General features: G+C 69.6%; 10 protein-coding genes and 4 pseudogenes. 8 read left to right on the top strand and 6 right to left on the bottom strand.

The features are described 5' to 3' along the window. A partial coding sequence (locus BJF85_RS09625; protein WP_222844486.1) for an HNH endonuclease signature motif containing protein occupies positions 1 to 538 on the top strand: 538 nt, incomplete at its 5' end. A gap of 69 nt (positions 539 to 607) precedes the next feature. Here BJF85_RS09625 and BJF85_RS09620 read toward each other — a convergent pair. Together BJF85_RS09620 and BJF85_RS09615 are read right to left on the bottom strand one after the other, a co-directional pair. Beyond that, positions 608 to 2,550 (bottom strand): annotated as a pseudogene (locus BJF85_RS09620) (PhoX family phosphatase). Positions 2,551 to 2,745: 195 nt separating this feature from the next. Next, positions 2,746 to 3,402, bottom strand: a complete 657-nt coding sequence (locus BJF85_RS09615; RefSeq protein ID WP_075846671.1) for an ACT domain-containing protein — start codon at positions 3,400 to 3,402, stop codon at positions 2,746 to 2,748. Positions 3,403 to 3,697: 295 nt separating this feature from the next. Between BJF85_RS09615 and gatC the strand changes: the two genes are divergently transcribed. The 4 genes from gatC (at position 3,698) to BJF85_RS09595 (ending at position 7,756) form a co-directional block, all read left to right on the top strand. Continuing rightward, positions 3,698 to 3,997 (top strand): Asp-tRNA(Asn)/Glu-tRNA(Gln) amidotransferase subunit GatC, encoded by a 300-nt coding sequence (gatC, locus tag BJF85_RS09610; protein ID WP_075846669.1) that lies wholly within the window; start codon positions 3,698 to 3,700, stop codon positions 3,995 to 3,997. 11 nt (positions 3,998 to 4,008) lie between these two features. Further along, positions 4,009 to 5,508 (top strand): Asp-tRNA(Asn)/Glu-tRNA(Gln) amidotransferase subunit GatA, encoded by a 1,500-nt coding sequence (gene gatA, locus BJF85_RS09605; protein ID WP_075846668.1) that lies wholly within the window; start codon positions 4,009 to 4,011, stop codon positions 5,506 to 5,508. After that, the gene (gene gatB, locus BJF85_RS09600) at positions 5,505 to 7,010 is read left to right on the top strand and encodes an Asp-tRNA(Asn)/Glu-tRNA(Gln) amidotransferase subunit GatB (RefSeq protein ID WP_075846667.1); all 1,506 of its coding nucleotides are present in this window, start codon (positions 5,505 to 5,507) and stop codon (positions 7,008 to 7,010) included. The genes gatA and gatB overlap by 4 nt, the downstream gene beginning before the upstream one ends. A 230-nt stretch (positions 7,011 to 7,240) precedes the next feature. Further along, positions 7,241 to 7,756: a hypothetical protein gene (locus BJF85_RS09595; RefSeq protein ID WP_075846666.1), complete on the top strand. Its 516-nt coding sequence runs from the start codon at positions 7,241 to 7,243 to the stop codon at positions 7,754 to 7,756. 8 nt (positions 7,757 to 7,764) lie between these two features. On the opposite strand, the gene BJF85_RS09590 is transcribed toward BJF85_RS09595, so the two are convergent. Continuing rightward, entirely contained in the window at positions 7,765 to 8,949 is a 1,185-nt protein-coding gene (locus BJF85_RS09590) for a sorbosone dehydrogenase family protein (RefSeq protein WP_075846665.1), read from the bottom strand. Between the two features lie 64 nt (positions 8,950 to 9,013). Between BJF85_RS09590 and BJF85_RS09585 the strand changes: the two are divergent. Beyond that, a pseudogene (locus tag BJF85_RS09585) lies at positions 9,014 to 9,921 on the top strand (2-hydroxyacid dehydrogenase). A 35-nt stretch (positions 9,922 to 9,956) separates the two neighbouring features. Here BJF85_RS09585 and BJF85_RS28410 read toward each other — a convergent pair. After that, positions 9,957 to 10,226, bottom strand: coding sequence for a hypothetical protein (locus tag BJF85_RS28410; RefSeq protein WP_187346893.1), 270 nt, complete (start codon positions 10,224 to 10,226; stop codon positions 9,957 to 9,959). On the opposite strand from BJF85_RS28410, the pseudogene BJF85_RS09580 reads away from it, so the two are divergent. After that, positions 10,209 to 10,903, top strand: a pseudogene (locus BJF85_RS09580) (NPP1 family protein). The gene BJF85_RS28410 and the pseudogene BJF85_RS09580 overlap by 18 nt on opposite strands. 206 nt (positions 10,904 to 11,109) lie before the next feature. Continuing rightward, positions 11,110 to 11,637, top strand: coding sequence for a DoxX family protein (locus tag BJF85_RS09575; RefSeq protein WP_075846703.1), 528 nt, complete (start codon positions 11,110 to 11,112; stop codon positions 11,635 to 11,637). A gap of 94 nt (positions 11,638 to 11,731) precedes the next feature. Here the strand turns inward: BJF85_RS09575 and BJF85_RS29895 are convergent, their stop codons facing one another. Together BJF85_RS29895 and BJF85_RS09570 are read right to left on the bottom strand one after the other, a co-directional pair. Further along, entirely contained in the window at positions 11,732 to 12,301 is a 570-nt protein-coding gene (locus BJF85_RS29895; protein WP_255375510.1) for a dihydroxy-acid dehydratase, read from the bottom strand. Next, positions 12,265 to 13,496: pseudogene (locus BJF85_RS09570) on the bottom strand (dihydroxy-acid dehydratase). Before BJF85_RS09570 ends, BJF85_RS29895 begins: the two are co-directional and overlap by 37 nt. Between the last annotated feature and the right edge of the window lie 31 nt (positions 13,497 to 13,527).

Below are 13,527 nucleotides of genomic sequence, written 5' to 3'. Positions count from 1 at the left end.
GGCGATGGTCTACGTGCACATGCCCATCGACACGGCGCTCTCCATGTCGGAGACCGGGGCATCGATCGACGGGATCGGACCGATCCCCGCCGCGTACGCACGGGAGATCATGACCAACCCCAAGTCGATCTGGCGGAAGGTGCTGTGCGATCCCGCCACTGGCAACCCGGTTGACCTGGGCCGATCCAGCTATCGTCCGAATTCGACGATCCGCAAACTCGTCGAGGTCCGCGACCGCATGTGCGTCGTGCCCTGGTGCCGACGACCGGCCCGGCACTGCGACTTCGACCACCAACAACAGTGGGCCAAGGACAACGGCTCGACCTCAACCGACAACGCCGCGCCCCGGTGCCGCAAACACCACCGACTCAAGAACGCACCCGGCTGGATCCAGGACTACGACCCGGTCCACGGCACCTCCTCGGTCACCACACCGCTCGGCGTCACCTACACCGACAAACGCGAAACCGTCCTGCCACCGCGTTCGTCCGAAACCGACAGTGCGCCAGATCCGAACGACGACCCACCACCGTTCTGAACGGGCCCCGAACCTGGATCGGCCCCCGAAGCGCAGTGCTCCGGGGGCCGACCGTCGGGCGTCACGAACTCAGGTGCCGACCACGCCGCCGTCCTTCTTACGGATGACGACCGTGGCCGAACGGGGACGACCCTCCGGGTCGAAGTCCGGCCAGTTGCTGACCAGGCGCGGGTTGTCCGGCGTCGGCGCGCCGCCCCACGCCTCGGTGTCCTCGCCCGGGTGCTGGACGTTGACGAACATCGTCCGCTGATCCGGCGTCGTGATCACACCGGTGATCTCGCAGCCACGCGGGCCGACGAGGAAACGGCGGATCTCCTTCGTCTCCGGATCGGCCGCGAGCATCGCGTTGTTGGCGATGTTGTCGTAGCCGCGCTCGGCGAGGTTCTGCGCCGAATTAGAGATGTCGGTCTGGATCCACAACCGGCCGTCCGCGTCGAACCACAGACCGTCCGGCGAACCGAACATGCTGTCCTCGTCGAGGTCTACCTGCTCGTCGTAGGCCGGGTCGCCGGCCAAGAGAAGATGTCCCACTCGAACGCCGTGCGCTCGGACGGCTTGCCCCGGTGGTCCTCGCGCCAACTGATGATGTGGCCGTACGGGTTCGGCGTCCGCGGATTCGCCTCGCCCTCCCAACCGGTGCCGTTCGTCAACGTCACGTAGACCTCGCCCGTCTTCGGGTGAATCGCCACCCACTCCGGACGGTCCATCTTCGTGGCGCCCAACGCATCCGCCGCCAGACGCGTACGGATCAACACGTCCGCCTGGTCCTCCCAGCCGTTCTCCGCCGTCAGCGGACCCCGGCCGAACACCAACGGCAACCACTCACCGGAACCGTCGTCGTCGAACCGAGCCACGAACAGAGTGCCGTGATCCAACGGGCTCTTGCCCTGCGCCTGCAACGCGCGCCACGGCTTCTCCGACACGTACTTGTAGACGTAGTCGCCGTCCTGGTCGTCACCGCTGTAGGCCACGACATGCCCGGCGATCTCCGTGAACGTCACGCTCTCGTGCTTGAACCGGCCCAACGCCGAACGCTTCACCGGAGTCGCATCCGGGTCGAACGGGTCGACCTCCACCGGCCAGCCGAACCGGTTGAGCTCATTGCCGTTCAGAGCCACGTCGAACCGCTCGTCCACCTCGTGCCAGCGGTAACCGAAGCCCTCGTTGTCGATGCCGTAGCGCTCCTCGACCTCATCCGGCTTCCACGACGCGTCCTCCGTGCCGAAGTAGCTGTTGAAGTTCTCCTCGGCCGCCACATACGTGTTCCACGGCGTCACACCGTGCGAACAGTTGTTCAACGTGCCGAGGAACGCGTTGTTCGACTGCAGTTTCGGGTGATCCGGCGTCACCGGGCCGCTGATCGTCATCGGCGTCGTACCCGTCACGCGACGGTTGTACGGCGAATCCGTGACCTGCCACGTGCCGTCGATCTCCTCGATCTGCACCAACGCCAGACCGTGCGCCTCCAAGGCCTTGTCGACCTTGGCCTGCGTCATCTCGTCGTCGCCGTCCGGGTAGATCAGATCGGTGTCGATGTACTCGTGGTTGAGCACGAGCAGCCCACGCCGGTTGCCCGCCGGCCCGTTGCCGATCGGGAAATAGTGCATCCCGTCGTGGTTCATGCCGATCTGCTCGGCCTGCTCCGCCGCCGTGTTCGACGCGTCCTTGCGCCACGCCGGGCCGTCCGGGCGCACCGGTGTACCCCACGGAATCAGGACGTCCGCGGTGTAGCCCTCCGGCACCGTGAACGCATCCGCATCACTGGTCGGCACCGCCTTGAAACCCAGCAGCCGGCCCGCCCTGGCCGCCGATGCCGCAGCCGGCGTCGTCGTGCCCGCGTTGGCCAGGCCGCTGCCCGCGCCGAGGAAGCCGACCGCCGCGGCCGCCGCCGTACCGCGCAGCACACCCCGCCGCGACAGGCGCACGCGCGCGACGTCACTGAACGGGCGATTGTTCGAAGGATTCGAGCTGTGGTCGTCCGGGTCGCTGACGACGTGGTCCTGGTTCGCCATGAACGCCTTCCGCATCGGTGGTGGGATTGTGTCTCGTTTCGGGCGATTCGCACTGTAGGTGCGGCTGACACCGGGACAGTACTGTTTCGGCGAACGATTGGTATCCCCCGAATGAACGCGAAGCAACTCGCGATGGGCGTCCATGTGCGCATCCGTGCATGAGACGCACGGAGGCGAAGGCTGGGGTCGAAGGTGTCAGCCGTTGAGGACGACCGCGACGATGCCGGCCAGATGGGCCAGTCGGGCGACCTCGGCCGCACGGAACATGGGCCCACCCGGCCGCCCCACGAGCAACACCAGATCGGGCTTGCCGAGCGGCGTCGCCGCGAGCTCGGTGCCGAGCTCGCGCCACATCTCCGGGATCCACGGCTCGTCGCCGTCGAGGATGGTCGCCCGTTCGAGTGGCAGCCACGGGATGTCGGCCAGCCGCGTCTCCGGGGCCGCGCCCGACGCGGCGAGCCGCTCCACCCCGCCGTCCGACGTGCGGTGCACCACCAGCGACCAGCCCGCGTGCATGATCTTCGGGACCCCGTCGGCGAGCACCGCGAGCCCGTTCGCCGGATGCGCGGCGACCTCCTCGACCAGCTCGAGCTCACTGTGCGTGTCGAGCACCCCGGCGTACGGGCGCACCGCGTCGACCTCGACGCCGTCGACACTCTCGGCCGCCGTGATCAACGCGTCCGGCAGTCGGTCCGACGGCAGGTCCACCACCAGGTCGTCGATGGCGATGCCGTTCCGCCGCTCCACGACGTCGACGCTCAGGATGTCCGCACCCGCGGTGCCGAGCGCGGTGGCGATCGCTCCGAGAATGCCGGGGTTGTCCGGCAGTTGCACACGGATCAGGAACGACACCGCGTCTCTCCCTTCGTCGCCGCTCGTCTGCCTCGGGTCGTCTGGCACCCGGCCCGTCCTCGTCGCGGACACCGGGCCGGGCAGAGCGGTGATTGTTGCAGAACACGCCGCGCGGATATAGCCGCCGGCGGGGCGCCGCACAGCGTGTCGGTCACCTCCACTGTGCCAGCGTCGCCGTGACCGCCCGCCCGGCCGAACACCGGTGTCCGCTTCGCCATAGACTTCGCGGGGAGAAGAGACGAATTCCGCAGGTCGGCGATCCTGCGGTCCGACGCATCCCATCGGAGTCAGCTGCGTGTCGAACATTTCCCGCGACGAGGTGGCGCACCTCGCGAAACTGGCCAGGATGGCCGTCACCGAGGAGGAGCTGGACACCTTCGCAGGCCAGCTCGACCAGATCCTGGACGCGGTGGCGAAGGTCGGTGAGGTTGCGGGTGACGACATCCCGCCGACGTCGCACGCGGTGCCGCTGACCAACGTCTTCCGCACCGACGAGGTCCGCCCCGGACTCAGCCAGGACGAGGCCCTGGCCGGCGCGCCCGCCACCGAACAGGGACGTTTCCGCGTCCCGCGCATCCTGGGTGAAGAACAGTGAGCGGAGGAACAGTGAGCGATCTGACCAGGCTCACCGCGGCCGAGCTCGCGGACAAGATCCACACCGGTGAGGTGTCGGCCGCCGAGACGACGCAGGCCCACCTCGACCGGATCGCCGCGGTCGACGGGGACGTGCACGCGTTCCTGCACGTCGACGCCGACGGTGCCCTCGAGGCCGCCCGGGCCGTCGACGCCGCCGTCGCGGCCGGTGAGCGGCCCGCGTCGCCGCTGGCCGGCGTGCCGCTGGCGCTCAAGGACGTGCTGACCACCAAGGGCGTGCCCACCACCTGCGGGTCGAAGACGCTCGAGGGCTGGCTGCCGCCGTACGACGCCACCGTCACGCGGCGGCTGCGCGAGGCCGGCGTGCCGATCCTCGGCAAGACGAACATGGACGAGTTCGCCATGGGCTCGTCCACGGAGAACTCGGCGTTCGGCCCCACCCGCAACCCGTGGGACCTCGACCGCATCCCCGGCGGCTCCGGCGGCGGCTCGTCCGCGTCCCTGGCCGCCTACGAGGCGCCGCTGGCCATCGGCACCGACACCGGCGGCTCGATCCGCCAGCCCGCCGCGGTCACCGCGACCGTCGGCGTGAAGCCCACCTACGGCGGCGTGTCCCGCTACGGGCTCGTCGCGTTCTCGTCCTCGCTCGACCAGGCCGGCCCGTGCGCGCGCACCGTGCTCGACGCGGCGCTGCTGCACGAGGTGATCGCCGGCCACGACCCGATGGACGCCACCTCCATCGACGCGCCCGTGCCGGCCGTCGTCGACGCCGCCCGCGAGCGCCCGCGGCGATCTGAGCGGCGTGCGCGTCGGCGTCGTGAAGGAACTGTCCGGCGAGGCTACCAGGGTGGCGTGCTGCGCTCGTTCGAGGCCGCCGTGGCCCAGCTGAAGGAACTGGGTGCCGAGGTCGTCGAGGTCTCGTGCCCGAACTTCACCTACGCACTGCCGGCCTACTACCTCATCGCGCCGAGCGAATGCTCGTCGAACCTCGCCCGGTTCGACGCCATGCGCTACGGCCTGCGCGTCGCCGACGACGGCAGCCACAGCGCCGAGGAGGTCATGTCGCTGACCCGCGAGGAAGGGTTCGGCGCCGAGGTCAAGCGGCGCGTCATGCTCGGCACGTACGCGCTCTCGTCCGGCTACTACGACGCCTACTACGGCTCGGCCCAGAAGGTGCGCACGCTCATCACGCGCGACTTCGCCGCCGCGTTCGGCAAGGTCGACGTGCTCGTGTCGCCGACGACGCCGGTCACGCCGTTCCCCATCGGCGAGAAGGTCGACGACCCGATGGCCATGTACCTCAACGACATCTGTTCCATCCCCGCCAACCTCGCGGGCAACGCCGCCATGAGCGTCCCCAGTGGACTGTCCGATGAGGATGGCCTGCCGGTGGGTCTGCAGATCATGGCGCCCGCGCTCGCCGACGACCGGCTCTACCGGGTCGGCGCCGCCTACGAGGCGGCGCGCGGGCCCGTGCTCGACAAGCTGGGGGAACTGGAGGCCGCCAAGTGACCACCACGGTTGAACTCATGGACTACGACGAGGTCATCGAGCGCTTCGACCCGGTGCTCGGCCTCGAGGTGCACGTCGAGCTGTCGACGAACACGAAGATGTTCTGCGGCTGCGCCAACGTCTTCGGCGGCGAGCCGAACACCAACGTCTGCCCCGTCTGCCTCGGCCTGCCGGGCGCGCTGCCCGTCGTCAACGGCACCGCCGTCGAGTCGGCCATGCGGATCGGACTGGCGCTGAACTGCGACATCGCCGAATGGTGCCGGTTCGCCCGGAAGAACTACTTCTACCCGGACATGCCGAAGAACTTCCAGACCTCGCAGTACGACGAGCCGATCGCCTTCGACGGCTACCTCGACGTCGTGCTCGACGACGGCGAGGTGGTGCGCGTGGAGATCGAACGCGCCCACATGGAGGAGGACACCGGCAAGTCGCTGCACGTCGGCGGTGCCACCGGCCGCATCCACGGTGCCGAGCACTCGCTGCTCGACTACAACCGCGCCGGCGTGCCGCTCATCGAGATCGTCACCAAGCCGCTCGTCGGCATGGGGGAGCGGGCACCCGAGGTCGCGCGCGCCTACGTCACCGCGCTGCGCGACCTGCTGCGCGCCATGGACGTCTCCGACGTCCGCATGGACCAGGGATCGCTGCGCTGCGACGCCAACGTCTCGCTCATGCCCAAGGGCAGCAGCGAGTTCGGCACCCGCACCGAGACCAAGAACGTCAACTCGCTGCGCAGCGTCGAACGCGCCGTGCGGTACGAGATGACCCGGCACGCCGCGATCCTCGCCGACGGCGGCAGCATCACCCAGGAGACCCGGCACTTCCAGGAGGCCGACGGCACCACCGCCGCCGGCCGCGCCAAGGAGACCGCCGAGGACTACCGGTACTTCCCCGAGCCCGACCTCGTGCCCATCGCGCCGTCGCGCGACTGGGTCGAGCAGTTGCGCGGCACCATCCCCGAGATGCCGTGGGAACGTCGCAAGCGCATCCAGACCGACTGGAACCTCACCGACGAGGACCTGCGCGACCTCGTCAACACCGGTGCCATCGACCTGGTCGCCGCCACTGTCGACGCCGGCGCCGACCAGGCCGACGCCCGCAGCTGGTGGGTGCAGTACCTCAACCAGCAGGCCACCTCGCGCGAGATCGAACTCGCCGACCTCGCCATCACCCCGGCCCAGGTTGCGCGCGTCATCGAACTCGTCGGCTCCGGCGAACTCACCAACAAACTCGCCCGCCAGGTCGTCGACGGCGTCCTCGACGGCGAAGGCGCACCCGACGAGGTCATCGACAAGCGCGGCCTCAAGGTCGTCTCCGACGACTCGGCCCTGCTCGCCGCCGTCGACGAGGCCCTCGCCGCCCAGCCCGACGTCGCCGACAAGATCCGCGGCGGCAAGGTGCAGGCCGCCGGCGCCATCGTCGGCGCCGTCATGAAGGCCACCAAGGGTCAAGCCGACGCCGCCCGCGTCCGCGAGTTGATTTTGGAGAGGGTCGGGGCTTGAGTTGCGGTGCGGGTAGGGGAACCTGAGTGGTTTTCTCGCTCCGGAATCGCCTTCTCATGAATGTCCAATTCACCACGGCGGCGCTGTCCTCGCGAGAAAACCACTCAGAACCCCCGGCGGTGCCGGCTGCGTAGGCGGTCGCAGCGGCGGCTCGCCCGCCGTTGCAATGACCTCGCCCGCCGTTGCAATGACAAGGGCGCAGATTCGGATCTGGGTATGGAGGAGCTGTAATGGCTCGGCCTTCGTGGCGGGAGCTCGGTGGGCTTGCGGCCGCCGTGCTGGCCGTCGTGTCGTTGCTGTTGCCGTGGACCGGGTTGTCGTCCGGCAATCCTGAGGTGCAGGCCGCGCTCGGGGAGCTGCCCGCTGAGGACGTGGACCGCTCGGTGTGGCGGGCCACGTTCCTCGGCTGGTTCCCGCCGCTGCTCGTCGCCGCATTCGGACTCGTGGTCGCCGCGTTCGGGCGGATCGGCACCGCCCGAACCGGCGGCCTGCCGCAACTGTGGCTCATCGCCGCCGGCGTGGCGACGCTGTGCACCGTGTTCGCGTGGATCTTCATCGCCTGGCAGTTCAGCGGCGACGAACGCGCCATCCTCGACATCGGCGGCGTGTCCGTCGACGCGGCCGTCGGCCGCTACCTGGGCGTGGTCGCCATCGTCACCAGCCTCGTGTTCGCCGTCCTGGACGTCCGCGCACTCCGCGCCGAAACCCGCCGCGCCGCACCCCGCCGCGGGCGCCACACCCGCTGAGGCGGCGGTCAGTCGCGGCCGGAACCGCCTGCCGGCTGGCGGACGATCAACACCACGCGGTCGTCGCTCGACACCGGCTCGCCGCCGTCCTTGTTGACCGTGCCCGCGATGGCCACGTCCGCCGAGGCCTGCGTCAACGCGCCGATCCGGCCGTAGCTCGGACCGTTCTCGCCGTCCATCGTCACCTGCGGTTCGCCGCCCACGGCGCCGTCCTGTGTCAACGGCAGGTTCTGTACGTTCGCGTCGGACTCCGTGCCCACCGCGACCGAGTCCGACCAGTCGGTGCAGCCCGTCACGCCCGGCTTGTCCGGCCAGGTCCACACCGCCGTCAGCTCGCCGCCGTCGGCGTCGTCCGGCAGCCGGTACAACGCGTCCTCGTCGGCGGTCCGGTCGGTCACCCACGTCCGCGAACCGTCCGCCGTCTGGCACAGCCCGCCCGGTTGTGACATCCCCGAGGCCACCACGCGCGAATCGCCGTCGACCGGCTGACCCGACCCGTCGATCCGCAACACCTTGCCCGCCAGCGAACGCGGCTGCCGGGACTGACCAGGATCGCCCGCGTTGCCCGTCGCCACCAGTAGCGAACCGTCCGGCGACGCCAGCAACGCCCCGGCGTTGCCGTCCTCGCCCTTCGGGATGCCCGTCAACACCGGCTTCGGCGGCTGGCCCTGCGCGAACCGCACCACACGGTTGTCCTCGCCGGTCGTGATGTACGCGTAGACGAGCCGGTCCTCGGCATACGTCGGCGACAACGCCAGCCCCATCAGACCGCCGTCACCCGACGCGTCGACGTTCAGCTTCGCGTACTCGTCCTCCTGGCCGTTCGAATCGACCAACAGCACGCGGCCGCTCTTGCGCTCACCCGCCAACGCCGACACGACCTGCCCGTCACTGGGCATCGCCGCGACCGCCGACACCGTGTCCAGGCACGTCGCGATCACCGCCTCGTCGTAATCCGTGCACCCCTCCGGCGGCGGGACCTCCGTCTGCTCCTGCTGCGGGGTGCTCGGCACGTCCGGCGTGGCCGCCTCCGGCAACTCCGGCTGCGGGCCCTGCTCGGGCGTCAACTCCGGCGCGGCCGACCACTGCTCACCGGCGGCCTCGTCGGCGAAATCGGCGCACCCGGACAGCACAAGAACGCCGCTGACGGCAATCGCCAGCGGCCACGACCTCCGAAGCGGTCGGGTATGCACGGTTCCCGAGCGTAGGTGGGCCGCCGTGAGCCTCGAGTAAGCGGGTCGACCCCGGTTGTACAGGATGGGGGACATGGCGATCACGGTTCTGGTTCCCGACGACGAAGGCATGACAGCGCTCCGCGAGGTCGACGGCGTGCGACCCGTCCGATACGAGCCCGGGCAGCCGCTGCCCGAGGAGGCCGCCGACGCCGAGGTGCTCGTACCCGGCTTCGGCGTCACCGAGAAAATCCTTTCCGACCTGCCCAAACTCCGGCTCATCCAACTCCGCAGCGCCGGCGCCGAGGAGTGGATCGACATCGTCCCGCCCGGCGTACTCCTGTCCACCTGCCGCGGCGCGCACGGCGGCAGCACCGCCGAATGGGCCATGGCCACCCTGCTGGCCCTGTACCGCGACCTCTCCGACTTCGCCGACGCCCAGGCCCAGGGCACCTGGCGGCCCCACGGCACCGACACCCTGCAGGACAAACGCGCCCTGATCATCGGAGCCGGCGACGTCGGCAGGCAACTCGAACGCCGCATGAGGCCGTTCGACGTGCGCGTCACCATGGTCGGCATGACCGCACGCCAAGGCGTGCACGGCGTCGACGAACTACCCACCTGCTGCCCGACGCCGACATCGTCGTGCTGCTCGTGCCGCTGACCACCGCCACCCGCGGGATGGTCGACGCCGAGTTCCTCGCCGCCATGCCCGACGGGGCCGTACTCGTCAACGCCGCTCGTGGCGCCGTCGTCGTCAACGACGCGCTGTTGGCGGAGGCCGGGCGGTTGCGGGCGATCCTCGACGTCACCGAGCCCGAGCCGTTGCCTGACGGGCATCCGTTGTGGAGCGCCCCCGGCGTGGTGATCACGCCGCACTCCGGTGGGTTCGTGCGCGGCCGGTTGGATCGATCCTATGCCGTCGTCGCCCGGGAACTGGGGCGGTACGCCGGCGGCGAACTACCGGAGAACCTCGTCCGCGGGGAGTACTGAACGCCGGCGCCGTGTCAGCACCCCACGTCGCCGTGTCAGCGTTCTGCGTCGCCGTGTTGGGCTTCTGCGTCGCTGTGTTGCGCCGTCGGGGTGAACACCGCCGAACTGTCGACCAACGTCGGTTGTTCGCCGCGGCGGTGCTGCTTCTCTGTCAGCCGCTCGCCACCGACCCTGCTGTCAGAGAGGCCCCCGATGTCCCCGGCAGACCGCGCCCGTCCCGCCCAGCCCTCGCCGTCAAGACCGCCCTCAAGACCATCGTCGTCACCGTGCTGCTGCTCGTCTCGCCCATGGCCGGCATCGCCCACGCCGAACCGCCCGCCGCGCTGCCCGCCGACGCCGCGGCGGACGACCTGCGCTGGCAACCCGCCTTCGACTACGACACCGACGGTTGCTACCCCACACCCGCCATCGGACCCGACGGCACCCTCACGCCGGCCTCAACCCCTCCGGTGCCCTCAACGGCAACTGCCGCGACCAATCCGATTTGGACAACACCAACTCGTACTCGCGTTCCACATGCGACGGCGACTGGTGCGCCTACCTCTACGACCTCTACTTCGAGAAGGACCAAGTCGTCCCCGCGTCGACGCCTTCGGCCACCGCCACGACATCGAACACGTCGTCGTCTGGGTCCACGGCGACACCGCCGAATACGTGTCGGTGTCCCAACACGGCGACTACGCCACCCATCCCGCCTCCGACGTCCAATGGGACGGCACCCACCCCAAGATCGTCTACCACAAGGACGGCGCCAGCACCCACTGCTTCCGCATCGCGTCCACAGGCGACGAACCCCCCGAGAACCACTACGGCACCTGGCAATACCCCGACCTCGTCAGCTGGGACCACTTCCCGGAGCATCCGCGACACGCTCGTGGCCGCCGACTTCGGCGCCGCCGGCCTCGCGATCTCCGACGGCGCCTTCGAATCCAACCTCGAGAAGGCCAAACCGGACAACATCCCCTTCGACCCCCACGCATGACCCGACCGTCACCGCCGAGACACCAGGAACCGATCGGGCATTCACCCGACCGGACCGCCGATGCTCTACCCTCCGCGCGTATGAGCACACCCGACGAGCCCACGACCAAGTTCGACGCCAGCGGCTACGGCGCCGGTGGCTACGGTGCCGGCGGCAGCGGCGGCGCGTTCGACGATTCCGGTTTCACCGCCGGGCCGACGAACACCATCCTCAGCGACGTCGAGGACAACGGCCCCGAGCCCGACCGCTGGCACGCCGGACTCGACATCGGCCTGCTCGTCCTCCGACTCGGACTTGCCGCCGTCATGGGCGCCCACGGCCTGCAGAAACTCGTCGGTCTCTTCGACGGCCCCGGCATCGGCGGCTTCGCCGAGGCCCTCACCGGCATGGGCTACACCAGCCAAACCACCCTGCTCGCCTGGATCACCGCCTTCGCCGAAACCGGCGGCGCGCTGCTGCTCGCCCTCGGCCTGTTCACACCCCTCGGCGCAGCCGCGATCCTCGGCGTCGTCGGCAATATCGTCTTCACCAAGTTCCAGCTCGGTACCGGCTACTTCGACGTCGAGTTCGACATCGTGCTCGGCGTCATGGCGCTGACCCTGTTGTTCACCGGCGCCGGCCGCGTCTCCATCGACAAGAACACCCCCTGGCGCCGCAAGCCCGGTGCCTTCGGCGCCGTCGGCCTCCTCCTTGCCGCCGCAGCGTCCACAGTGGTCATCGTCATGTTCCGCTGACCACCAACCCCACCCGACACAAAGGCGCCGCACCGGTTCCCCGGTGCGGCGCCTTGTTCATGGCCCCACGGAAGTTACGGCCTCAGTTGCGGCCTCACTGGTTGATGTCGCGCACCGCGCCCCGGTCCGCCGAGGTCGCCATCTTCGCGTAGGCCTGCAGCGCCATCGTCACCGGACGCTGCCGCTCCACCGGCTGCCACGGCCGCTCACTCGCGTCCATCTTGGCCCGCCGTTCGGCCAGCACCGCATCGTCGACCAGCAGCTCCAACGAGCGCTCGTGCACGTCGATGCGGATCCGGTCGCCGTTCTCCACCAGGCCGATCACGCCACCCGCGGCCGCCTCCGGCGAGATGTGGCCCACCGAGATGCCCGACGAACCGCCCGAGAACCGCCCGTCGGTGATCAGCGCGCACTTCTTGCCCAGGCCCGAACCCTTCAGGAACGCCGTCGGATGCAGCATCTCCTGCATTCCCGGACCGCCCGCCGGGCCCTCGTAGCGCACCACGATCACGTCGCCCGGCTGGATCTGCTTGCCCAGGATCGCCGACACGGCCTCCTCCTGGCTCTCCACGACGCGCGCCGGACCCTCGAACGTCCACAGCTCCTCGTCGATGCCCGCCGACTTGATCACCGCGCCGCTGGCGGCCAGGTTGCCCTGCAGCACCGCCAGACCGCCGTCCGCGGTGTAGGCGTGCTCGAGTCGCGGATGCAGCCACCCGCCGCGTCGGTGTCCAACGAGGACCACCGGTTGTCGGTCGAGAACGCCTGCGTCGTCCGCACCCCGCCCGGCGCGGCGTGGAACATCTCCACCGCCTCCGCCGACGGCGACTCGGCGCGGATGTCCCACGTGGACAGCCACTGCTCGAGCGAGGGGGAGTGGATCGACGCAACACCCGTGTTCAACAGTCCGCCGCGGTACAGCTCGCCCAGGATGGCGGGAATTCCGCCGGCCCGGTGCACGTCCTCCATGTGGTAGTCCGAGTTCGGGGCCACCTTGGACAGACACGGCACGGAACGGCCGATGCGGTCGATGTCGTCGATCGAGAAGTCGACCTCGCCCTCCTGCGCGGCCGCGAGCACGTGCAGCACCGTGTTCGTCGAGCCGCCCATCGCCATGTCGAGGGCCATGGCGTTCTCGAACGCCTCCTTCGACGCGATCGTCCGCGGCAACGCCGTCTCGTCGTCCTCGCCGTACCAGCGCTTGGCCAGCTCCACGACCGTGGTGCCGGCGTCTCGAAGAGCGCGCGCCGCGCGGCGTGCGTCGCCAGCGTCGAACCGTTGCCCGGCAGCGAAAGGCCCAGCGCCTCGGTGAGGCAGTTCATCGAGTTCGCCGTGAACATGCCCGAGCACGAACCGCACGTCGGGCAGGCCGAACGCTCGACCTCCGACAGGCCTTCCTCGTCGACCGCGTCGTTCGCCGATGCGGAGATCGTCGTGATCAGGTCGCTCGACGGGTGCGCCACGCCGTCCACGACGACCGCCTTGCCGGCCTCCATCGGGCCGCCCGAGACGAACACCGTCGGGATGTTCAACCGCATCGCGGCATTCAGCATGCCGGGCGTGATCTTGTCGCAGTTCGAGATGCACACCAGCGCGTCTGCCTGGTGCGCGTTGACCATGTACTCGACCGAATCGGCGATGATCTCGCGCGACGGGAGCGAATAGAGCATGCCCGAGTGGCCCATGGCGATGCCGTCGTCGACCGCGATCGTGTGGAACTCGCGCGCGACGCCGCCCGCCTCGCCGACCGCCTTCGCCACGATCTCGCCGAGATCCTTGAGATGTACGTGGCCGGGGACGAACTGCGTGTACGAGTTGGCGATCGCGACGATCGGCTTGCCGAAGTCGCTGTCGGTCATCCCGGTCGCACGCCACAGGGAACGCGCCCCG

The organism is Saccharomonospora sp. CUA-673 (genome assembly GCF_001942305.1).
Taxonomy (GTDB): domain Bacteria; phylum Actinomycetota; class Actinomycetes; order Mycobacteriales; family Pseudonocardiaceae; genus Prauserella.
This window is presented reverse-complemented; position numbering and strand designations above follow the sequence as displayed.